This is a genomic window from Lentimicrobiaceae bacterium, assembly GCA_020636745.1.
Classification (GTDB): domain Bacteria; phylum Bacteroidota; class Bacteroidia; order Bacteroidales; family Lentimicrobiaceae; genus Lentimicrobium.
In genome coordinates this window covers 437720-461459 of the sequence record JACJXH010000002.1, presented here as the reverse complement: position 1 = coordinate 461459, position 23740 = coordinate 437720, and the positions used below count along the sequence as shown (strand labels likewise).

Genomic DNA, 23740 nt, shown 5'->3' with positions numbered 1-23740 from the left:
TTATTGTTCGGAAAGTTTGACGCACTCCCCGATGAAAGGTTACAAAAAGATTATTTTATTCAGCAGCTATCTTAGCCCTTCGGGCAATGCGCTGCGAAACCAGGATACTCAATTCGTACAATCCATAAAGCGGAATCGTAACCAATATCTGGCTGATGATATCAGGAGGAGTAATAATTGCAGCAATGGTAAGCAAAATAACCAGTGTATATTTACGGTTACGCTTCAGAAATTCAGGAGTAATAATCCCAACTTTGGTCAGAAAATAAACAAAAACAGGCAGCTCAAACACTACACCCATCGAAAATGTAACAGAAACAACTGTACTGATATAAGAGGCAAGTGAAATCTGGTTGCTCACCGATTCGCTCACCTGATAAGAGCCAAAAAAGCTTAAAGTGAGCGGCACTATAAGAAAGTAACTGAAAAGCACGCCAATCATAAATAATACCGACATACTCAACACTGCTCCGTGTGAATAACGACGTTCCTTTTCATAAAGTGCGGGTTTTATAAACCGCCATATTTCCCATATTACATAAGGTGCAGAAGCAATAAGCCCCGCAAACATACTGATATACATATGAGTTGTAAATTGCCCCGAAAGATTGATGTTGATAATTTTCAAATCAAGATTTCCCAGGCAAAGTGACGGTATACCAGCCCATGCCCCCAAACGGCAAAGCAACTGGTTGGTAATAAATTCAGGTTCTTTAGGAGAAAGAATCAGCTTGTCAAAAATAAATTCCCGGTTTAAAAATGCAATGATGGCCATAATAACTATGGCAAGAGCCGATCGGAAAAGGTGCCCTCTGAGCGCATCAAGATGATCCCAAAATGACATTTCGACTTCAGGCTCAGGAGCAATGTTTTTCTTTTTATTTGTGACCACCTCGGGCATATACGGTTGCAATTAACAGGTCAAAAATAGTTAATCTGAACGAAGTGCAGATGATCAGGCTGCAATAGTTTTCGATTTAGTTTTACAATTGTGGGTTGTCCTCTGAGGAATCAACATGTCGAAGCCAATATCTGGCACTATTCAAGGTCATGGCAATAGCCTCTGCCGGATGTCTGATAAGCTTTCGCGCGTCGGGAATACGGGCCACCATAAAAGGCAGCGCAGAAAAAGCAACCGACATGGCCAGATAGAGATTCCTCATGCCTTTATTCTCAAGAAAGCTCCTTACAACCGGGTTTCGCAACTCAATACTGAATGCTGAAAACGCCATAATGACCACAACCGCTCTAAGTGTCATGGCAATCCCGGCTTCTAAACCCTCAATACTGAAACAGATGAAATATTGACAATTCTTCTCCCAAAAAAAAGCAGATATCACAATAATAATCAGGAATTGTGCCCATAAAACGGGCTTGCGAAAACGACGGTATGCACCTGGATATTTCAGGTAAAGCAAAACAGCCCAAACAGATACCAATAAAACTCCGGTTAAAAGCGTTGTGTTAACAATCACCAGAATTAATACCGGAATGGATACCAGATGAATCAATAAAAGGGGAAATGAGTAACGGTTTGCAGATAAGGTAAAAGGAGTATTTCCCGGGGACATATCTCCCTGAGGCATATCTAACTGCGGCATTTCATTCCCGATCGGAATAATAAGGGCCGTTATAGCCGCCGCCACCCCACCAGCAATATATGTAACCACAAGTATAATCACTAAAATCCATGGATTGGCATCAGGTATTCCTGTCTGCTTGGCCGCAAAACGATATATATTCAAGTAAACTTCTACAATATCAGATCCATAAAGAATAAGAATACTCACCACTTTATGGATAAGGGCGCTGCTGACTCCCATTACACCACCTACAATATAGCCAACCCTGTTACCTCCCAATGTCCTGATTGCCAGCTCAATTAATAAGGCCTCTGTCATAATGCCAATCATGGGCCCTAAGATGAGGGCACTTGGTGAAATGGATTTCATGAGGGCACAAATAAGACCTGCACGCCAGATAAGGCCCTTTTCAGGCCACATTCTATGGAAAGCTATCATCAGCATGACAGCAAAAGCCGATAAAATACTGCCGGCAAATGGGATGCGTAAATTATGAAGGAAACTGCCAATAATAATTTCGAAAGCAGCCCATAAGCCTCCGGCAACGGCAGCTTTCATCCAAAGTTTATCAGTAAGAATGCCAGAATCAATATTGTTTTGTAATGCGTATCTCATTTAAATAATTGAGCCAGACTAAAAAGCAAATATAACAAACAAAGCACTTAAAACCCTGCTGGGGTTATCTGTTATGGTCAATATCATCCTCTGATAGCAATTTCAAATCATCTTTTGTATTAAAATTTGAAAACCACCCCTCCTTATATTGAACAGTATACTCCTCTGGATGGATGAATTTAACAGGAGCGTATTGAAAAAGGCCGGTCATACGAAAAGACTTTTGCTGAAGCAAACGATTAAAAACCGGAAAGCTGCTCTTTTTGTAAAGAGCACAAAGCGGCTCAGGCCGCTCATTGCTATCAAGCGGAACAACAAAAGAAAATTCATTGCAGTAGGTCAATACTTTATCAATAACAGCCCTGTTTAAGAAGGGCATATCGCAGGAAAGTACCAGATTGAGTTCAGTTGAGCTTATTGACAAACAAGCAGCAATACCCGCCATCGGACCTGCACCAGGCAATTCATCAGCAATAATTTCATACCCGAATTTTGCATATTCAGGATTATTGCTGCTTATCAGAATTCTGCCACAAAACATGCTGAGTAAATCAATAGAATACATGACCAGTGGTTTGCCCTGAAAAATCATCAGACCCTTGTCTGTGCCCATGCGGGTACTTTTACCTCCCGCCAAAACAATGCCCGTAATCTGACTTTTATTTATCATTTTTCTGGAATAAACACCTTGGTTTAATTGAAGAATACAAACTGTCAGGAGATTCCTTATCAGCCAAAAACACCTCTGCAGGGATTATTTTCCAATGATTGGCAACAGCTTCAACAAGTTCGCTCCTGACCACCCAAAGCTGATGAACCTCAACTTCAGCCAACTGATTGAGTGCCGGAGCCCACCCATTCCCGGCCAGCTCAAAAGGGCCAACCTCATCAACAAAAATAAACTCTATGGCAGAGTCAGATAGTTGAGAGATAAGTATTTGATTCCCCCGGTCAATCGTTTCGGGTTTGAAAACAAACCGGCCAAAAGCAAGAGGGCCATCTACATTGGTTTCGGCAAGCAAATATTTCTGGTTTGCCCGTAAATCATGAATAATAAAGCCCGATCTCTTTCCATTGTGCCATGTGCCGGGAGCAATAAACCCACCGGCTGAAACTCCGTTTTCAGCAAAAATACCAGCCAATCCTGTTAAGAGTGTAGTTTTGCCTGAACCACTATGTCCTGTCAGAAAGAAAATCATACAGCGAAAGTAATCAATGTTGACCAATCGAAAAACAAAGTACTACTGATTACATATAACAAAAGGCTGAACGGCTCACATTACCTGAACTGCCTTATTGATCATTTAGCTCGTGCTTATAGAAGCGGGTTGTTAATTTTTTCTGAAAAACAAGCAACTGTCGCCATAGCTCAAGAACCTGAAATGATGCTCCAGCGCATAAGCATAGGTCTTTTTCCAGCTATCTCCTGCGAAAGCAGCTACCAATAATAGCAAAGTACTTTGTGGCTGATGGAAATTGGTCACAAGCAGGTTGCAAATCCTGAACTGATAACCCGGAACAATCATAATACCTGTGAAACCACTAATTGTGGAAAAATTATGAAGGTTCATAAAATCAATAATAGCTTGCAAAGCTTCTGAAGCAGGAGTGATTACCTCAGTTTCATAAGGCTCCCATTGACGGATAAAAAACTTATCATCGGGTTGCTCACCGTTTATCAACTGAATACCAAACCAATAAAGACTTTCGAGTGAGCGCATTGAAGTAGTGCCCACTGGAATTATATTACCCTGGAGATTTTGCAGCAATCTGAGTAAAAATGATTTTTCGACAATGATTTCCTCTTCATGCATCTGATGTTCGCGGGCATCGCCAGCAGAAACCGGCTTGAAAGTACCGGCACCAACATGCAATGTCAGATAATCGAAACTACAGGCTTTCTGCTCCAGACTCTTGAGCACCTCTGGCGTAAAATGCAGTCCGGCAGTAGGCGCTGCAACTGAACCATTATACTGAGCAAAAATGGTTTGGTAACGTTCAGCATCTGATTCAACCGGTTCACGGTTCAAATAGGGAGGCAGTGGAACCTTTCCGGCAAATTCGAGCACTTGCTCAAAAGGCAAACTTGTATCATCCCAGGAAAAATGCACCAGGTGAGCATCACCAGCAGTTTCACCTCTTAAGGCCTTTAACTGAATTTGACCACCCGGGGTTTCAATCTCCATGCAAAGCTCTCCTGATTTCCAGCGCTTGGCATTACCAATAAAGCATTTCCAGGTTGCCTGACCTGTTTGACCATATGCCCCTTCGGGTTGAAGACAAAAAACCTCAATACGTGCCCCTCCCGATTTAAAAAAAACCAAACGGGCTTTAATAACTCTGGTATTATTGAATACAAATAAACTTCCCTGCGGAATATAATCAGCCAATTGATTAAAATTTCCACTTGTAAGCTTATCGTTCTCTGAAATAAGCAGCCTGGACTGATCCCGTTTTTCTAATGGGAAACGGGCAATGTACTCATCCGGCAACGTATAATTGTAATCTGAAATATCAATGGCAGGAATGTTCATATAAAATATTGCGGTGCAGTAAAAAGGATTAATGAAGAGGTTTTGTTACAGATTCAGCCAGATTATGCGCAAAATCACACGTTAACAGCAACATACAGTCTATATTGCTGAAGACTCGAAAACCTGCTGCGAAATTAATATAAAATCGGGCTGCACCGAAAAACTGAACTTTCTGTAACATACATTTATAAAAAACACGTATGAAACATTTTCATACGTGCGTTCAGGGTAAAGGCAACGGTAATCAATTTGCATAAGCAGTTGTATCTGCCGCTGATTCACCTATTGTTTTTTTGATCAGTCCATAAGAAGACATCAGATACACTCCACCGTCATTATCACAATTATAAAAATCGCTATACCTTGCTTTCCAGCATATTTCCTTATCGATAAACACCTCCTTATTTACCGGAATACCCACAATAATGCTTAGCTCCTGATATTGCATCCCATCCTTAAAGGGCACAACAAAGTATGGATTGATAAGAAGTGAAGTATCGTTTACATGAAAACTATAATCAATGGCGGAGGCAAAATCATCAGCCCTGGATTTGTTCATTGATGAAGCGTCTCTGATAAGAGAAACCACCAGGCTATCGCCCGGAGCAGGCCTGAAACTAAGATTTATTTCTCCAAGCACTCCTGATTCAAATTTGCTTTGGTCAATTTCATTCAATGGATTTTTAAACTTTTGCACATCCCACATGCCCGAAAGAATATGAAACGAATTTCCTTTAATAGGAAAGTGACTATTTTCACGTTGTGAAGCTGCGTAATCCGTTGAACGTGAGTATCTGAAAATTGCAGCGCCTGAAGTAAAGATTCCGGCAAAAAGTATAACAACAAAAGCAATGACAACCTGCCAGCGCAATGGCGGCCATTTCAGCAAAAGGCGCAACCCACTGTAAATGAGCAACCCGGATAATGAAACCACTATCAGCACAAAAGCAAGGTAAAAAAGCCATTGGTCAGAAGTGGCAGGAACCGCCCACTGAAAAACCTGATACATCGTAACCGAATCGAAATTATAAGAACCGAATTCCATATCCTCTCTCACCAGAAATGCAGGGATAAGTGCAATAAAAGCTATCAGTACAAAAAACAGCAGGAGCAATCCGGCTAACCTTCCGAATAGCTGAAAAAACCAGCCAATTAATCTGGCAGCAATTTCAAAGGCATTGCGCAGAAACTCACCAATTAAGCCCAATACTGAACTGCTGCCTTTCTTTATTCCATCTCCTGCCGAGGCAAGTTCCTGGCGCAGCGTACCAACATTGATTATCTGACGCTGCATCTCAAGTTTCTCAGAAGTTGTTTGCGCCTCAGGCAGTATTATCCATAAAATCAGATAAATCACAGGGCCACTTCCGTATAATAAGGTAGAAAGGACAAAACCCAAACGAATCCACAGAGGATTGATTCCAAAAAACGCCGATATTCCGGAAGCTACGCCACCAACTTTATGATTCACCGGATCGCGGAACAATTTTCCGGTTGGTTTTGCTGCAGATGATTGGACAGGCTCCTCACCATTACCTGATAACTGCCCAGGTTCCCCCATTTCATTGATGACTTCCTGCACAAACTCATACACTACTATTCCCTGCCCACGCTGAGTCACTTTTTGCTCTAGCAATTCGGCAATCCGCATTTCAATATCAGCCAGAATCTCCTCATGGCTTTCGTCGGCCAAAAAATAACTGCGTAATCGACCCAGATAGCTGTTCAGACTTTCATATGCATCCTCGTCAATGTTGAAAAGCCTTTTTCCTATGTTCACTGAGAAATTCTTTTTCATTTTGTATCGGTATTTGAAGATTCCTGATTAATATCTTTAGAAAACAAGCGAGTAACTGCTGTATTAAGCTCTTCCCACCCTGAGCGCAATTCCACAAGAAAATCAGAGCCGGCTGGCGTAATGGTGTAATACTTTCGTGGAGGGCCTGATGTAGATTCTTCCCACCTGTAACTTAAAAACCCATCATTCTTAAGCCGTGTAAGAATGGGGTAAAGCGTGCCCTCTACTACAATTAAATGTGAATCCTTGAGTCTTACAAGAATATCCGAAGCATATGCTTCACGACTGCTGATTGCTGCAAGAACACACATTTCGAGCACTCCTTTACGCATTTGTGCTATGGTTGATTCTGCTTTATCCATTTTCAGATTTTTAACAACGCGACAAATGTAATACAATAAACAGTACTATGCAATACTTAGTACTAAATAATGCATGAAACACATAAAAAAAAGCTGCCATACCTCAATTCGGGCAGGTTCCAAACAAAAATACCCGGCAAAAAAGGCTTGCCGGGTATTGTCAGTATGTAAAAAATAAAGTTAGCTAAATAAATCGGAAATATTTATCTGGCTTTCATAAAGGTGCAGCACATCGTCAAGCTTCACACTATTCACCCTGTCAATTCTATTGGTTGTTTGATGATACCAGATTTCAACATAGAAGTTTCCAAGCGCATAGAGTTTAACAACATAAAAGACATAAATACGCTCAAGCAATTCGGTACCATGTGCCAGAACATTGGTTACGCGTTCATGCACCGACATCAGGTTAAATTCTTCAACAGTTATCATTTTTTGCAGAATTATCGCAAACGGGCAATTTCAATGTTATAACGCTCTCTCAGATAAGTCAGGTGTTCAACAGTTGCCTGTCGGTCGTAGATACGGACGAGCTCAATCACTCCTGACTTGCAGTAAATCCCGGCCTGTGCGGCGTCATATACTTTGTGTTCCCAGTTATTGCGAATTGCAATGGACAGCGCTTCAAATTTTGACCAATCCATAAATTTGTCAACCGGGAAATAATAAGTATCAGCCATATCAACATCCTTATAAATAAAAGGAGCAATTGCTTGAATTGAAAAGTATTTCCTCACATTAATCAGACTACTGTATGGTTTTACGGTTTTGTATGGGAGAAATGCAACTCCATGAGCGCTATAAAGTTGAATCAAATCGGGCAAAGCTGCATAATCATCCATATAAATCCTGATACAGGGCACCTGCGTATTTTGCAGCTCAAGCTGTCCGATAACCGCATCAAATTTAACAGGGATTTCCATTTTAATTTTCATGGTTTTCCTGATAAAGTCATCCATATTATCGAGCGACATGGTTTTTAATATGGCAAAAATGGAACGTGGTTTTTGCTCAGTTTCACTCATCGGGATATGAAAGTGATCGTAAAAGCCCGGGAACGGGTCAAGATCTTCAAGTATCAGTTCATTGAATTTATAATCTGACGCCAGATTGGTCAGTTTCTCTTTTTTTAATACAAAGCCCAGAGACTCGATGTAATCTTTATGTTCCATAATAATGAAAGTGTTTAAAGTATGACACAATGGCTGTTCTGTTTTCAAGCAACTTAAACAAAACAATAACAACGAAAGCTGTAAATTGTTAAAACAGAAGCGAATTAATAAGGAATCGGGTGCGGGCTGTGCTTTCAAACTGAATTCCGGTAAAAATTACCTCTTTGGCAGGTGTAAGTTTATGAGTGCGTCTAAACTGTTGGGTTCTGAGCTTATAGGGCTTGTTAACATTGTATAGTTGAAAAGAAAACCAATTGCACTAAAAACAACCACCGCAAATTTGCTAATTTTGATTGTGACGTTCAGAAAGAATAAAAGTTATATGAAAATACGGCAGCACATCCCCAATACCATCACATTATTCAATCTCATTTCGGGCTCAATTGCTATCGTTCAGGCGCTTGATGGCAACCTGCATTTAGCAGCCATATTGGTTGGGCTGGCAGCTGTATTTGATTTTTTTGATGGTTTTGCAGCCCGTCTTCTACATGTTAAATCCGAAATTGGGAAAGAACTGGACTCATTGGCCGATGTGATTTCATTTGGACTTGCACCCGGTGTGTTCCTTTACATTTTGCTCAAAAACAATGCAGCCCTGTCAGCAATTTCACCTCAGGTAAATACCATCATTCCATATCTGGCTTTTCTTGTGTCAGCTTTTTCAGCATTGCGACTTGCCAAATTTAATCTTGACACCCGGCAAACTGATTCATTTTTAGGCTTACCCACACCAGCAAATGCTATTTTCATAATATCGCTCTCACTTATTTCAGGAAAATATGCTTTGCAGGATGCCGGTATAATCTCTGTCATTGCAGGAAATTTATGGATTCAACTTGTGCTGATTCCTATATCATGCCTTTTACTGGTTTCGGAAATCCCCTTATTTGCCATGAAATTCAGCAATGGTTTTTCCTTTGCTCAAAACAAACTCAGATACGTTTTTTTGCTTCTGTCAGTCGCCTGTTTGTTAACACTTCAATGGGCAGGTATTCCTGCAATTATTCTACTTTACATTTTACTTTCTCTCATATTCAGAAAATAAAATTTAAAGAATTTTACCTCTGTAATAAAATAATTATACTTTTGTGAGCCTACTGACTCTACAACGACAAAACGAACACTTTTTAATGAAAATTCTGCTTAGAGCCGTATTTATCCTGTTTTTTGTTGCCGGTTTTTCTGCCTACGACAGCCGCATATCCAGTGCAAATTTCAATGAAAATGAGATTCTGACTGAAAATGAGTCTCTTGATATTTTCAAAATCCTTTCGGCTGATAAGATTTTTCGTCTGGATTCGCTTATCAACGATTTTTCAATCCGAACCCGATTCAATGGTAATATTCTTGTTGCGCTGAATGGGCATAATATATTTGAACGTTCAGTTGGATATGCAGATCCGATAACAAAAAGTTTTTCTAAACCAGAAACTATCTATCAGCTGGCGTCGGTAAGCAAACAATTTACGGCAGCAGCTATCATGCTGCTTAAATCAGACGGCAGGCTCAGTTTTGATGATTTGATTACCAAATACCTGCCTGAATTGCCATATAAAGACATTACGATCAAACATTTGCTTCATCATATGGGAGGTCTTCCCAATTATATGTACCTGACAGACAATTATTGGAAAAAGGAGACGCCACCCGACAACGAAGACGTGGTAGAACTTATGGCAAGCCACAATCTTCCGGTCTTTTTTAAACCTGGTTCCAGATATGATTATTCCAACACCGGATATGTAATGCTGGCCACCATTGTGCAGCGCATAACCGGTTTAAGTTTAAATGAATTCCTGCAACGCAGAATATTCAGTCCGTTGGGCATGCGTTCAACTTATGTTTTCAGCACTGCAGATTCAAGTATGCAAAAGCGTCATATTGATGGGTTCAGAGCATTACGCTCCGGCTATGCTAGAATTGCTGACACCAGAAACAACGGGCCGGTTGGCGACAAAGGTGTTTGTTCAACTACCGGCGATATGTTTAAATGGGACAGGGCTCTTTATACCGATTTCCCCATCAAGCATGAAATTCTTGAAGAAGCATTTAGTGAATCTGAAACAAATTCAGGAAAAATTGTTCCATACGGATTTGGGTTTAGAATCAGAGAGCTGAATGAAGGTAAGGTTATATATCACAATGGATTATGGGAAGGAGCCAGAACAAACTTTCACCGGTATATTCAACAACAGAATACCATAATAGTATTGAACAATACCAGCATACGTACCAACCACGAACTGGTAAGATTGATTGAGGCTACTATAGGCCCGTCTGTAGATAATAATCCGACAGAAACAATAGCCCGGCTTGCAATGGAAGAAGGCGCTGTTTCGGCACATGAATTTTATGATGAGCTTCAGCAGGAACACCCTGAACTCAGGGTAAATTTCAGATCCATTATGGAAGTAGCGGCATACCTGCATAAAGTTGGTAAAACAAACAAAGCTTCACAACTGGAAGAATTCTGTACTGAAGCATTGAAAAAAGAAGCCTGATTTCTGCATTCATCAAATGCGACAGGATAAGCTACCTGTAAAAGAAGAGGTTAACGTCTGAGTTCGAAGTTTTTACCCAGATAAACATTTCTCACCTGCTCATCATTGGCCAGTTCTTCGGCCGAGCCCGATTTCAGGACAGAACCTTCAAACAAGAGATACGCACGATCGGTAATATTGAGCGTTTCGTGAACATTATGATCGGTAATCAGAATTCCGATATTCTTCTCTTTTAGCTTAAAAACAATAGACTGAATATCTTCAACGGCAATTGGATCGACCCCGGCAAAGGGTTCATCAAGAAGAATAAATTTAGGATCAACCGCTAATGCACGGGCAATTTCAGTCCGCCTGCGTTCGCCTCCTGAAAGTTGTATTCCCCGGCTTTTGCGCACATGTCCAAGGCCAAATTCAGCTATCAGCGATTCAAGCCTGTCGCGTTGATCAGCTTTGCTTAATTTGGTAAATTCAAGCACAGCCTTAATATTATCCTCAACACTCAGCTGCCTGAAAACTGAAGCTTCCTGCGCCAGATAACCAATGCCCAGTTGCGCTCTGCGATACATAGGCATTTCAGTTATATTAATGTCTTCAAGAAAAACATTTCCTGTAAGAGGTTTGATAAGGCCCACTATCATATAAAACGAGGTGGTTTTTCCCGCGCCATTAGGGCCCAGCAAACCAACAATCTCTCCTTGTTCAACCTGAACGCTGACATTATTAACAACCGTTCGCTGATGATATTTTTTAACAAGATTTTCAGTTCTGAGGATCATTGGTCTTTAGCTTGGAGGGGTCAAAATTAGTCAATTTTCAGAAATCAAACTGCATGGATACCATAACACCAAATTTTGAAATATTTGCATGGTCATAATATCCAAGTCTCCAGATGGCGTCCACCCGCATGATGCGGAAAATATTTTCGACTCCCAAACCGGCCTCAAAGTAAGGTTTTCCGGTAGTATAAGTACCTTCAGGCAAAGCTGAGTAGTTCAGGTTTTCTTTAGATACATTACCTATAACGCCCTTTAGCTGTGCAACTTCCCTCCATTTTAGCTTGCGCAATAGCGGCACCTTGTTGAAAAAGAACCCGACAAAATGGTGTGTATAATAAAAGCTTACATACTGATCGCTCACAAACTCGTAATAGTTCATCAGATTAAAAGCAGATTCATCATACCAGTATGTTTCATTTCCCGGGTGAATTTTGAGCAGAGAATAAGGTAATTTACCCCATATTTTTCCGGCTTCAATGGAATATTTAGACCAGCCCCAGGTCATGACATTAAACCAGTGCTTTATCGAAAACTGGAGTCGGTGGAATTCAAAATCGCTGGCAAACAAATCAGGGAATCCATAAGTATAGCTCAATTCCAGAATGGGGTATTGTGCGCCCAGGCTTACGCGCTCAAATTCACCGGATATATATTTTTCATGAAAGGCAAAACGGGTTTTCAGGTTGATCTCTGTAGTTCGAATAACATCACTCAGTGTCAGGCAGTCGCCTTCATTACACCCCCAAGAAAATGGGACTCTCCCATTGCTCCATATACTGCGCTGTGTTAACGATAAAGTATTTGACAGACCGTTAAACCATTCATGCTCATAATAACCATTGTATTGATGCACCATTGAGAGTTTATCAGCCGGGTTTCTTCGAAACAGAGCTGCCAGTAAATAATCTTCACGAAATGCATTCTGACTTTGTCCAAGTTGCTCAACGTCATACTTCAATGATCCGCCTAAAACCCGCCGCGGATTTTTGTCAATCATATACATGAAGCCCGCCCCATACTTCATTTGCTGGTCGTTAAACCCATAGGCTGTGTATCCATCGAGCATTAGCCTTGTACTAAAATCGTTGCTGGTTCTGCCACTTAATCTTATGCGGTGTCCTTCAAGAGCATTATAACTATAAGTTGACATATAAGGGCCCCACTCCATCTTTCCTTTCACATAATAGCCTGAGACCACCATTTGAATAATATCAACCCATGTATTAAAAATTGGCAATGTTTTCAGGGTATCCACCATTTGATAAACCATGTTCTCACGCTTTGACAGCTGCTCGTGGCGGGCATGTTGCCAAAAGTCATCAGATCGTTCAATAGCGCCATCATCAACCATTACTGTAACCGGAGTGTTATATACAGCATCGTCTTTGGGCTGGTTAATGACAAAATCGCGATATGTAGTTGTTTTGGTACCATAAAATCCGAGATTATTTGTTGAATCTCTTTCGGTAATATTAAAATCGACTATCAATTTATCTTTTGAAAGCATCCAATACTTTTGATCAACCAGTGTAAATTGTTGCTGCAAAACCAAAGCATTGATAAAATTTACATTTGCATCATCCACTATTTGCATATCAAATTGCTGCACAGCAAAGGTGGTATCGTGAATCCACATATTTCCAACGAAAGTGTATTCCTGCTTTCTGCGGGGTTTGAAAGCCAGTTTATAACACCAATGGCCGTCAATATTTGTACTGTCGACCAAATAATACTTGTATGAAAGCAGGCCCAGACTGGAAATAGGGCTCACAAAATTCTTTTGAAACAGGGTGATATAATTATCATAAATATTTACCTGCTGAACCATATCTCCTAGTAGTTTCGAAATACTTTCGTCGCGAATTCCTGATACCCGTGTTGCTTTGATTACTTCACGTGTTGAGGTTGGATTCTTACGATAATAAATATCTGAAAGTGATTCAGACAGAAATACAGGAAGGTAAGCTTTGCCGTTGACAGAAGAAGTATCAACATAATCGAATATGAATTTGAAAGGCTTCAAAATCTTTCTGTTCATAAACTTTTCAGAAAGATTATTGGCATCAAACTGTATTTTGTTATACGCTTCAAATTGATAATAATCAAGCTTTTGCCGATTATTATCGGGCTTATTTTTGATTACTTTTTTTAGCAGGATTTCTGCCGGATTTTCGCCGGCTACAATAACGACTTCCGACAGGCTGATCAGGTCGGGCTCAAGCATAAAATTCACTTCCTGGTACCTGTTGCGTATAATCGCCATTTTCAAAGGGAAATACCCCATGGATGAAGACACCAAAGTATCGGTAGCACCCCTTGTTTCCAATGAAAAAAAGCCTTCCAAATCGGTGGTTGTACCTATGGTAGTTCCTTTAAAAAAAACATTCACAAATGGGAGTGGTTCGCCGGTTTTAGCATCGGAAACTTTTCCACGAACTTTTGTAATTTGCCCCCATGCCGAAGAACCAGCAAGAAGAGAAAACAAAATAAATAAAAAACAAATTGACTGAATTTTAACCCTATGCATCATCAGCACTTTTTCGGGTCTGAAACCCTGAAAATAAAATAATTAGACAGAACAAGATTCTTACGATTTCAGATCGTCCCAGAATTCAACAGCTCTGCGGGTATGTGGAATTACAATCGTTCCCCCGACAAGATTGGCAATACCAAGTACTTCAAACAATTCGGCATCTGACATGCTATTCTCATAACATTTTATCAGGTGATATTTAATACAATCATCACAGCGAAGAACCAGTGAGGCAACCAGCCCCAGCATTTCTTTTGTTTTAACAGGCATTTCTCCTTCCAGATAAGCATTGGTATCAACATTAAAAATGCGTTTAAGCACTTTATTGTTTTCTGCTGATAGCAGGCGCTCGTTCATCTTTTCCCTGTAAGCATTAAATTCATCAGCTTTTGCACCCATAGTAACTTAATTTTTCGAAAAATGGCTAAATAATTCCTTCTTTGAGTATATCGTGCAGGTGAATAACCCCCACATATTCCTCACCATCAAGAACAAGTATTTGCGTAATATTGTTTTTTCTCATTACATCCAGCGCGTCGGCAACCAAAATATCAGATTGAATGGTTAACGGGTCCTTTGTCATGATATCAGCTGCTTTGAGCTGATGCACAGGGCTTTCGCGATGCAACATCCGTCTTATATCACCATCGGTAATAATACCTTTTAATCGGGAACCATCAAGTACTGCTGTTGCACCGAGTCTTTTTGACGAAATTTCAAGAATCACGGATTTCATATCATCATTCAGCTGAACTTCCGGCTTTTCATTATTTGTAAACAAATCTGAAACGCGCAGGTAAAGTCTCTTACCTAAAGCACCACCGGGATGATACCGGGCAAAATCTTCGCGGGTAAATCCCCTGCATTCAAGCAAAGCTACAGCCAAGGCATCGCCCATCACCAACTGGGCAGTAGTGCTGGCGGTTGGAGCAAGATTATTGGGGCAGGCCTCTCTTTCAACTGTGGAGTTGATGACATAGTCGGCATTGTGTGCCAGATATGAGTTGGTGTTTCCAACCAAACCAATCAACTTATTGCCCATTAGCTTCAGTAAAGGCACCAACACTTTTATTTCGGGGGTATCACCACTTTTCGAAAGACAAATAATTACATCTTCAGATCTTATCATACCAAGGTCGCCATGAATGGCATCTGCAGCATGCATAAATATGGATGGCGTTCCAGTACTGTTCAAGGTACTCACAATTTTGGCTGCTATATTGGCGCTTTTGCCAATCCCGGTTACAATCACCCTGCCTTTGGAATGCAGGATCAATTCAGTACATGCCACAAAATCATCGGTAAGATAATGGCTCAGATTCCCGATGGCCGATGCTTCCTCGCTAATAGTTCTAACTGCAATCTGATAAATGTCTTCTGCTGTTTTCATATAGGAGATTTTGAAATTATTACCCCGGTTTTCTGAATTATTGGCCTTAACTTAACTGTTATCAACTCTTATACAGTGCTTTTCAGCACCTGATATTGACAGAATAAATCTGGTTCAGGCGTGCAAAGATACAACATTAAAACTGCTGCCTGATCAATATTGGCAAGGGAAAAACCAGTAGTAGAAGCCAAAAAATCATAAAAAAAATTACTAAAAAAACAGATTTTAAGAAAGTTGCGTATTTATCCTTTTTTTTTAGAAATTTGCACTCCTTTTGCAAAGAGGTTGAAATTTTGATGTTTGATCCGGGATATCGCAACAAAAATATTTCAACACCTGATTGTTTCTGCAAAGGGCAATAGGTACATTTTTTATCTATTGGAAGGCACTGCCACTATCACTCACGATTTTTAAATCAAAAGTGGCGACCTAAGGCAAAACCGCCGAAGGCGAATGACTTTTTGAAAAATTGAAAATAAATTCCCGGATATTTTCAATTCAGGTTGGTTAAAAAAAAGGGGAGCAAAAGTGATTTTTTTTCTTGCTTTTTGATTTTTTATGAAACTTTCAGTTGAATTGATTAAATTTGTGTAAACGACAATAAATATTCAGGGATCATTCGGAATGGTTTTTTCCCACCGAACCGAACAAGTATAAAATGAAACTAACATGAAGAAAGTGGAAAACTACTCGCTAAACGAACTGCTCAAAAAAATATTTGGTTTTGATTCCTTTAAAGGGAACCAGGAAGCTATTATACGAAACTTGCTTGATGGGAAAGATACATTTGTAATTATGCCCACAGGTGGCGGCAAGTCTATGTGTTATCAACTGCCAGCCATCATCAGCCCTGGTACAGCCATTATTATTTCACCCCTGATTGCCCTGATGAAAAACCAGGTTGATGCCATCAGAAACTTTGGAGCTGATGAAGGCATTGCCCATTTCATGAATTCTTCGCTCTCAAAAGCTGAAATCACTGAGGTAAGAAAAGATTTGCTGAGTGGTAAAACCAAACTGCTTTATGTTGCTCCTGAATCTTTGACAAAGGATGAAAACATACAATTTCTGAAAGATATCAATATTTCCTTTTTTGCCATTGACGAAGCCCATTGTATATCAGAATGGGGCCACGATTTCCGGCCTGAATACCGTCGGCTTCGCCCGATAATTGAGTCAATTGGCAAGCGTGTTCCCATTATTGCCTTAACAGCCACCGCCACCCCTAAAGTGCAACAGGATATTCAAAAAAACCTGAATATGCTTGATGCCACTTTATTCATTTCTTCGTTTAACAGGTCAAATCTGTATTACGAAGTAAGGCCCAAAGGCGAAGAAGTCATCAAAGACATCATCAAATACATCAAATCACAGCCCGGAAAATCTGGAATTGTTTACTGTCTGAGCCGCAAAAAAGTGGAAGAACTCGCCGAAACACTTCAGGTAAATGGCATTAAAGCCCTGCCCTATCATGCAGGACTTGATTCAGCAACCCGTGTAATGAATCAGGATAAATTCCTGATGGAAGAAATTGATGTGATTGTAGCAACCATTGCCTTTGGTATGGGAATCGATAAACCCGATGTTCGTTATGTCATACACCATGATATTCCCAAAAGCCTTGAAGGATATTATCAGGAAACAGGACGATCAGGTCGTGACGACGGAGAAGGTAATTGCATTGCATTTTATAGCTATGATGACATTCAGAAGCTCGAGAAATTTAACAAAAATAAATCAGTAGCCGAACAGGAAATTGCCAGCCAGTTGCTGCTCGAAACCGTAGCTTATGCTGAATCATCTGTTTGTCGTCGCAAACAACTGCTTCACTATTTCGGAGAAGTTTATAAAGAAGACAACTGTGGCAGTTGTGACAACTGCCTGCACCCGAAAACCAAATTTGAAGGGAAGGATGCCGTTGAACTTGTGCTGGAAACTGTGCTGGCTGTTAAACAGTTGTTCAAAGCCAAACATATCATCAGTGTTATCACCGGAAAAGTTTCGGCCAACAACAAATCGTTCAAGCATAACCAGCTCGAGGTATTTGGCAAAGGCGTTGAACACGATGAAAAATACTGGAATGCGGTTATCAGGCAAATGCTTATTGAGCGGCTTTTGGTTAAAGATATCGAAAATTACGGCCTTCTCAAAGTAACCCCCGAAGGAATCAAATTCCTTAAAAAACCCTATTCGATACTTCTGACGCGCGATCATGATTACGAAAATGCAGAAGAAGAAGATTTCTTTGCCGGAGGCGCAAAAACAAGTACTGCCGACAAAGTGCTGTTTACAATGCTAAAAGATTTGCGCAAAGAAATTTCACGCAAAGAAAACCTCCCTCCTTTTGTCATCTTTCAGGACCCTTCACTCGAAGATATGGCGATTCAATATCCCATAACCCTTGATGAAATGAAGCAAATAACCGGCGTTGGAGCCGGTAAAGCCCAGAAATATGGCAAGCCATTTATCGAACTCATAAAAACCTATGTTGAAGACAACGAAATTATGCGACCAATGGATATGGTTGTTAAATCAGTTGTCAACAAATCGGGGCTTAAAGTTTATATTATTCAGAATATCGATCGGAAAATTTCACTTGAAGATTTGGCTCATGCTAAAAACATGACCATAAGCGAATTGCTTACCGAAGTGGAACGAATTGTTTCTGCAGGAACCAAACTCGATTTGAACTATTATGTAAATGAATATGTTGACCCTTATCATCAGGAAGAAATTTACGATTACTTCCGTGAAGCTGAAAGCGACTCAATCATGAAAGCGCTGGAGGAATTGGGCGAAGATGAATTTACAGAAGAGGAAATAAGGCTGATGCGAATTAAATTCATGTCTGATATTGGAAATTAGACCATTGAATATCAAAGCATTAAACAATGAATGACTTTTTATGATGTGTTCTTGTTTTTTGCATATCATAGCCTTGAAAAACTAAAATTTTAAATCCGGTAATATCTTGCCGGATTTTTTTTTAAGCTCCTCCCTGTTTTCAGATCATCAAAACAATCATTTCACCTGGTGTTTTACCTGACGCTGAGCATTTTTTAGGCTATCATCGGTTTTTCACTTAAATTTGCCAAAAATCAAAATCAAATACTTTGTATTATGCAGGAAGAAAACTCAAACACCATTCAGGAATCAGCAGAAAATATTGAAAACCAAACTCCCGCAGTAATGGATGTACCCAAGAAATCAAACACCAATACCATACTCACAATTGCAAATGCAGTTCTGTTTATTGGGCTGGTAATCCTCTATTTTCTGGTGTTGAGCCCTGAAAAAAACAATACCCCAAATTACGCCGTAATGCAGAAAATGGCTTCAGGCGGTTCGGTTACAGTAGCTTATGTTAACAGCGACAGTATTCTTACTCACTATGAACTTGTGAAGTCAATGAGAAGTGAACTGGAATCCAAAACGACCAGGTTAGAAACAGAATTAAAGAAAAAACAGGCTGCATTTGAAAAAGATGCCGCTTATTTTCAGGAGCAGGTAAACAAAAAAGCAATATCAGAGGCTTCGGCTCAGGAAATATACGGACAGCTTATGGCTGAACAGCAGAAGTTATATGATTTGCGCGAACAATATTCAGCCGAGCTGTCAAAACAGGAATATGACTTAAACCTGTTGCTGCTTGATAGTCTGAACAATTTTTTGGAAAGATATAACAAGAGAATGAATTTTGATTACATTCTTTCATATAACAAAGGTGGTAGCATTCTTACAGCCAATGATTCACTGGACATTACCAACGATGTGCTCCGGCTTTTAAATGATGAATATTCAGCTGCCAAAAAATAACCGTGAAAAGAATTTTAAAGTTTTCATCATTGCTGCTTGCTTTCTTTATCTTTCTTTCTCAGGGATGTAACTCAGGAAAGAAAGGGAGTACTATGGAATCAGAAGTTATTCCTAGAGAGCAAATGATTCGTCTGATGGCCGATATGGAAATAACTGAGGCTGCATTAAAAATGAAGCAGGTCAGAAATTCCCGTGACAGTATCAAGAAGATTGCGACCATCAGTTATGACTCGCTTTATATATCCTACCGGATTACTCCTGAGCAATTTAAAGAGAACCTTAAACTTTACCAACAAGACCTGGAGGATTACGAAGCCATGGTTGATGAAGTTATAATTCTGCTGACTCAGCGAAAAGACAGTATCGCCAATCTTCCGAAGGATGCACCTCCTGACACGCTACAGCCAAAAAAAGAGCCGGTTGTAAAAGCGAATCAGCCCAAGCCAGTTATAAAGAAAAAATAAATCAAAAGCCCTGCAATCGCGATTGCAGGGCTTTTGATTTTATCATGGTAAATAATATTTACTTAGTGGCAAGTGCTGTAAAACTTTCCTCATCGCCTCCGGCAGTTATAGTATATTCCCAATTCATAGATGTAGAACTGGTCATTAAACCACTGCCTTCAACTTCAAACCCAGGGGCCATTTCCTGAGCCGGAATGGTAATTCTACTTGAAGTAACAATTCCATAAGCACTGAAATTTCCACCAGCATTTGCAAAATTTCGCAGAATAACCTGCGATGAGTTACTCTCATCATAAGAAATGGTTACCGTATAGCTGGCGTCAACATTTCTGGCAGCCGGTGTTTCATTAAACCGCCATGTACCCAAAAATTTATCGCGGATATCGCCCGTATCAGGCTCAGCCGGATCATCAATTGTACAGGACACAAAAGCCGTTAGAATAAAAATAAGTAAAAGAGGGAGTTTGATTGACCAACGTTTCATAATACCTTTTATCGCTTGATTGATATTGCACAAAACTTATACAAAAGTATACCAAATTATATGCCGTAGAAACATTTCAGGTTTTTAATTTTTTACACTAAAAAAAAGAAATTACCTGAAATTATTGTTCATCAAAAAGGACACTGAAAACGACACAGTTGCGCGTAAACAACCCGCTATAACACAGAATTGCTGTATGTAATTAAAGCATATTAAAAAGGAAACGGGCTGCAAAAAAGGACAACAGAAAGACCGGATTCCTGAGCAAAGCACCAAAAAGGATTGAAATCAGAAGCTTATCGGGAATTTTAAGCTTTCATCAACTATCCCTTTGTATGTCAGCCTGGCAAAATAGATTCCCTGTTTAAGCGCCGGAAGATGAAAGCTATGTTCGTTGCCGCTCAGATTCCACGATGCCACCAGGCGGCCATCGGAACCAAAAACCTGCAGTAAACCGCCAGGGCCTGACAGTTGACTAACTTCAAGCTGAACATTTCCATAGCCCGACTGTAAAATACGAAGGTTTGCAGAGGATGGTAAAATATGATTTTCGACATCAACTGTACAGGGATTGGGCAAGCCGCCGGCATTCAATACCAGTGTATTTATAGAGTCCGTTTCAGGAGGCCATATGTGATTGTTTAAAATTGAACGATCAGGAGCTATCAAAATAACACTGGGATAAGAAAGAACCTGAAACAAGTCAACGACTGCATTTCCGCCGCCCTGTAACCCACTGATGGAAGGGTAAGAGGCGCCCCACAACAAATCAAAAGCTTCAACCGCTTCATTATCGCTTCCCCAGTTAATTCCCAAAAAAACAACATTACCAGAATTACAGCCAAAATACTCATAAGATGCACTTACATGTGAAGCATAGGTTTGACAAGGTCCACAATTCGTTGTAAAAAAATCAATGACAACAAAACTTCCTGCATCCAGATATTCATAGAGATGGTGCTGTTTACCGGCAATATCCTTGGCGGTAAAATCGGGAGCAGTTTCTACACCAACCTGAGCGTTGGCCAAGCCTGCAAGTAATAAGAAAGAGAGTAAAATATTGAAACGCATAATTCCGGATTTGATAAAACAAAAGAACAATCGAAACCGTAAAAGTACTGCCGCCGGACGACTTATGCAAGTATTTAGATATAAAATAGGTATGAAGCAGGCCTGAGTAATTTTCTGTCAGGCCTGAGCACATTACCATTACTTCACAAAACACTTGTTTACAAAAGGACTTCCATCACAAATGCATTGCCGGTAAGCCATTACGCGGGTTAATTCATTCATTAAAAAGGTAAAAATTGAAATCGCCTGCTACTCATTTAAAATAGCATTTACCAGGTTATCGGCAAGCCGGCTGGCTCCAATTCTGAAAAGATGACTATTTAGCCATTCAGCACCCAGGATTTTTTCGACCAGTTTAATATAAACCAATGCCTGATCAGGAGTAGAAACGCCGCCGGCAGGCTTGAATCCGACATACTTACCAGTTGATTCGTGAAAATCCTTTATGGCCTGAAGCATAATATAAGCAGCCTCAGGAGTTGCAGCAGGGCTCACCTTACCTGTTGATGTTTTGATGAAATCCCCGCCTGCCTTCATTGCAAGTACTGATGCGTCATATATTCTATTTAAATCGTTAATCTCACCGGTTTCAAGTATCACTTTTAAATGTACCTGACCGCACAACTCCTTAATGGCATGTACTTCTTCAAAAACTTCAATATAATCGCCCTGCAGGAATTTTCCTCTTGAAATGACCATGTCAATTTCATCGGCACCTTCATCAATAGCATATTTGATTTCGGCAAGTTTAATATGAAGAGGAGACTGTCCGGCTGGAAAAGCGCCAGCCACACAAGCAGTGTTTAGTCCTGAGCCATGAAGCAGACCTTTAACCTGGCGTGCAAATACCGGATAAACACAAATTGCAGCCACATTTGACAAACCAAGCTCCTGAAAACTCAGGGCTTTCTTACACAATGCATCTACTTTTGCAATGTTATCAGCACCTTCAAGAGTTGTAAGATCAAGTATTCCAAGCGCAAAACGCATGGCTTCCTTTTCAGATGAAAAAGAAGTAAAAGGTTGGTTTAAAATGGCTTCAATATCTTTGGAAACCTGAGCAGGGTAAAATGTTCTGGATTTTGACATGGCAATATAAATTTGTGACAAAGTTAGTATAATCAGCAATATGTGAAATTGCGAAAATGTAAAACCAAATAACAAGAATCAGAAAACCGGCCCATAGAGCACCAGGCAGTCAACCGCTGATTTTTAAAGCACCTCCGAAGGATCCCAGCCTGTTGTCAGATTCTCATCAAGACTATTGAGTAATTCCATATCATTATTGCTAATCTCAAAATCAAATATTTTGAAATTATCAGCAATTCGCGACGTCACAGCTGATTTGGGAATTACAGCAAATCCCTGTTGCAATGCCCAACGCAATAACAATTGTGCTGCAGTTTTTCCATAGGAAGTTGCCATGCGCAATAATAAAGGATCGCGCAGTTTTATTCCTTTGGTAAGCGGGCTGTAGGCAACCGGAATAATCCCGGCCTGTCTGCAAAGATCTACGGTTTGGATACGTGAATTATAGATAAATGGATGCAGTTCAATTTGGTTCACAGCGGGAACTATTTTGCAGAAATCAAGCAATTCAAGTAAATGACCAACCATATAATTGCTCACTCCGATTGACCTGCATTTACCTTCGCCCATGAGAGTTTCAAGGGCACGCCATGAGTTTTTCCTTTTTCCATGAACAGGCCAGTGTATTAGAAACAAATCAACATATTTCAAACCAAGCCTGGTTAAACTTGCATTGCACGCGCGAATGGCCTGATCATATCCTTGTTCGGAATTCCAAAGCTTTGTGGTTACAAAAATCTGCTCCCTGGGAACAAAACCCGTAGCAATGGCCTTTCCTACCGATTCTTCATTCCGATAAATCATAGCGGTATCAATATGCCTGTAACCAACTCTTAAAGCATAATCAACAGCTCGCTGGGTGAGAACACCATTGGGCATCTGGTACACTCCAAGGCCTATAGCAGGAATAATATTTCCATTATTAAGGGTAAAAGCATGAATTGTTGAAGGAAACTTCATTATTAACAGATTTAATCAAAAAGTCTTCATTCGGGTTTCGAATGATTAAAATAAAGCAATAACAAAGTTACATTCAAAATTGCTTAAAAAACAATATCAGGCAAATCGGCCCCCTCCTCATTTTCAAAAAGTGGTTTTGACAAAGACTATTATGAAAGACAATCCAGAACAAATCTAACAGTATGCTGATATACAACCACATATAACACGAACCATAAACTTGTAAAGATTTTTTACAATTATCCAAATTTCAATTCACTGGAAATGCAGTCCAATGGCATTCATAAATTTGATTTTAAAATAAAAAACAGTTGTCGCCCGGTTAAACCCTGAACCATGGCCAGCCAGAGTGTAAATTTATTTTACTTATAATGTATAATTATTAACACTTAGACAACGGTTAAAAAAATGATAAAATTCAAAAAAGCCCGTAAAATAAAGAGTTAATGCTTTTTGCAGCAAATATCATTAAAAATTGCAGAAAGCCCCATTGAAAAACCTTTAACATGCTGTTTTTCTGTGTTTTACAAACTAAATGATTATATAATTTGGCAAAAGAACCGTTTTTTCGCTTTCAAACATATTACTATTT

22 protein-coding genes are annotated in these 23740 nt (G+C 39.9%); 5 read left to right on the top strand and 17 right to left on the bottom strand.

The window, feature by feature from the left end; genetic code table 11:
* Positions 1-55 precede the first annotated feature (55 nt).
* From tatC to H6541_04480, 9 genes are all read right to left on the bottom strand, one after another.
* On the bottom strand, positions 56-901 hold the full coding sequence (tatC, locus tag H6541_04520) for a twin-arginine translocase subunit TatC (GenBank protein MCB9015037.1): 846 nt from the start codon (positions 899-901) through the stop codon (positions 56-58).
* 82 nt (positions 902-983) lie between these two features.
* On the bottom strand, positions 984-2198 hold the full coding sequence (locus H6541_04515; GenBank protein MCB9015036.1) for a hypothetical protein: 1215 nt from the start codon (positions 2196-2198) through the stop codon (positions 984-986).
* Between the two features lie 64 nt (positions 2199-2262).
* The gene (locus H6541_04510; protein ID MCB9015035.1) at positions 2263-2868 is read right to left on the bottom strand and encodes a molybdenum cofactor guanylyltransferase; all 606 of its coding nucleotides are present in this window, start codon (positions 2866-2868) and stop codon (positions 2263-2265) included.
* The gene (locus tag H6541_04505) at positions 2858-3397 is read right to left on the bottom strand and encodes a hypothetical protein (protein ID MCB9015034.1); all 540 of its coding nucleotides are present in this window, start codon (positions 3395-3397) and stop codon (positions 2858-2860) included. Before H6541_04505 ends, H6541_04510 begins: the two co-directional genes overlap by 11 nt.
* A 132-nt stretch (positions 3398-3529) precedes the next feature.
* The gene (locus H6541_04500) at positions 3530-4732 is read right to left on the bottom strand and encodes an S-adenosylmethionine:tRNA ribosyltransferase-isomerase (GenBank protein ID MCB9015033.1); all 1203 of its coding nucleotides are present in this window, start codon (positions 4730-4732) and stop codon (positions 3530-3532) included.
* A 244-nt stretch (positions 4733-4976) separates the two neighbouring features.
* Entirely contained in the window at positions 4977-6530 is a 1554-nt protein-coding gene (locus H6541_04495) for a PspC domain-containing protein (protein ID MCB9015032.1), read from the bottom strand.
* Positions 6527-6892 (bottom strand): PadR family transcriptional regulator, encoded by a 366-nt coding sequence (locus H6541_04490; GenBank protein MCB9015031.1) that lies wholly within the window; start codon positions 6890-6892, stop codon positions 6527-6529. Before H6541_04490 ends, H6541_04495 begins: the two co-directional genes overlap by 4 nt.
* A 180-nt stretch (positions 6893-7072) precedes the next feature.
* On the bottom strand, positions 7073-7324 hold the full coding sequence (locus H6541_04485) for a hypothetical protein (protein MCB9015030.1): 252 nt from the start codon (positions 7322-7324) through the stop codon (positions 7073-7075).
* Positions 7325-7335: 11 nt separating this feature from the next.
* Entirely contained in the window at positions 7336-8064 is a 729-nt protein-coding gene (locus tag H6541_04480; protein ID MCB9015029.1) for a hypothetical protein, read from the bottom strand.
* 322 nt (positions 8065-8386) lie between these two features.
* Here H6541_04480 and pssA point away from each other — a divergent pair, with 322 nt between their 5' ends.
* Entirely contained in the window at positions 8387-9109 is a 723-nt protein-coding gene (gene pssA, locus H6541_04475) for a CDP-diacylglycerol--serine O-phosphatidyltransferase (protein MCB9015028.1), read from the top strand.
* Between the two features lie 85 nt (positions 9110-9194).
* The gene (locus tag H6541_04470; GenBank protein ID MCB9015027.1) at positions 9195-10565 is read left to right on the top strand and encodes a beta-lactamase family protein; all 1371 of its coding nucleotides are present in this window, start codon (positions 9195-9197) and stop codon (positions 10563-10565) included.
* A 50-nt stretch (positions 10566-10615) separates the two neighbouring features.
* Here H6541_04470 and lptB read toward each other — a convergent pair whose 3' ends face one another.
* The 4 genes from lptB to H6541_04450 are packed head-to-tail and all read right to left on the bottom strand — an operon-like array spanning position 10616 to position 15264.
* Positions 10616-11341, bottom strand: a complete 726-nt coding sequence (lptB, locus tag H6541_04465) for an LPS export ABC transporter ATP-binding protein (GenBank protein ID MCB9015026.1) — start codon at positions 11339-11341, stop codon at positions 10616-10618.
* A 37-nt stretch (positions 11342-11378) separates the two neighbouring features.
* Positions 11379-13868, bottom strand: coding sequence for a carboxypeptidase-like regulatory domain-containing protein (locus H6541_04460; GenBank protein MCB9015025.1), 2490 nt, complete (start codon positions 13866-13868; stop codon positions 11379-11381).
* A gap of 60 nt (positions 13869-13928) precedes the next feature.
* A complete protein-coding gene (locus tag H6541_04455) occupies positions 13929-14273 on the bottom strand; it encodes a carboxymuconolactone decarboxylase family protein (GenBank protein ID MCB9015024.1) in 345 nt (114 codons plus the stop codon).
* Between the two features lie 25 nt (positions 14274-14298).
* Positions 14299-15264: a KpsF/GutQ family sugar-phosphate isomerase gene (locus H6541_04450; protein MCB9015023.1), complete on the bottom strand. Its 966-nt coding sequence runs from the start codon at positions 15262-15264 to the stop codon at positions 14299-14301.
* Positions 15265-15933: 669 nt separating this feature from the next.
* Between H6541_04450 and recQ the strand changes: the two genes are divergently transcribed.
* From recQ to H6541_04435, 3 genes are all read left to right on the top strand, one after another.
* Entirely contained in the window at positions 15934-18129 is a 2196-nt protein-coding gene (gene recQ / locus H6541_04445; GenBank protein MCB9015022.1) for a DNA helicase RecQ, read from the top strand.
* A gap of 255 nt (positions 18130-18384) precedes the next feature.
* The gene (locus tag H6541_04440) at positions 18385-19080 is read left to right on the top strand and encodes an OmpH family outer membrane protein (protein ID MCB9015021.1); all 696 of its coding nucleotides are present in this window, start codon (positions 18385-18387) and stop codon (positions 19078-19080) included.
* A gap of 2 nt (positions 19081-19082) precedes the next feature.
* Positions 19083-19544: a DUF4296 domain-containing protein gene (locus H6541_04435; GenBank protein ID MCB9015020.1), complete on the top strand. Its 462-nt coding sequence runs from the start codon at positions 19083-19085 to the stop codon at positions 19542-19544.
* Between the two features lie 58 nt (positions 19545-19602).
* Here H6541_04435 and H6541_04430 read toward each other — a convergent pair whose 3' ends face one another.
* The 4 genes from H6541_04430 to H6541_04415 form a co-directional block, all read right to left on the bottom strand.
* Positions 19603-20028, bottom strand: a complete 426-nt coding sequence (locus tag H6541_04430; protein ID MCB9015019.1) for a hypothetical protein — start codon at positions 20026-20028, stop codon at positions 19603-19605.
* Between the two features lie 288 nt (positions 20029-20316).
* Positions 20317-21099: a TlpA family protein disulfide reductase gene (locus H6541_04425; GenBank protein ID MCB9015018.1), complete on the bottom strand. Its 783-nt coding sequence runs from the start codon at positions 21097-21099 to the stop codon at positions 20317-20319.
* A gap of 249 nt (positions 21100-21348) precedes the next feature.
* Positions 21349-22188 carry a deoxyribose-phosphate aldolase gene (gene deoC, locus H6541_04420; protein MCB9015017.1) on the bottom strand — a complete coding sequence of 280 codons (840 nt, stop codon included), beginning with the start codon at positions 22186-22188 and terminating at the stop codon, positions 21349-21351.
* A 123-nt stretch (positions 22189-22311) separates the two neighbouring features.
* Positions 22312-23148: an aldo/keto reductase gene (locus tag H6541_04415; GenBank protein MCB9015016.1), complete on the bottom strand. Its 837-nt coding sequence runs from the start codon at positions 23146-23148 to the stop codon at positions 22312-22314.
* Positions 23149-23740 lie beyond the last annotated feature (592 nt).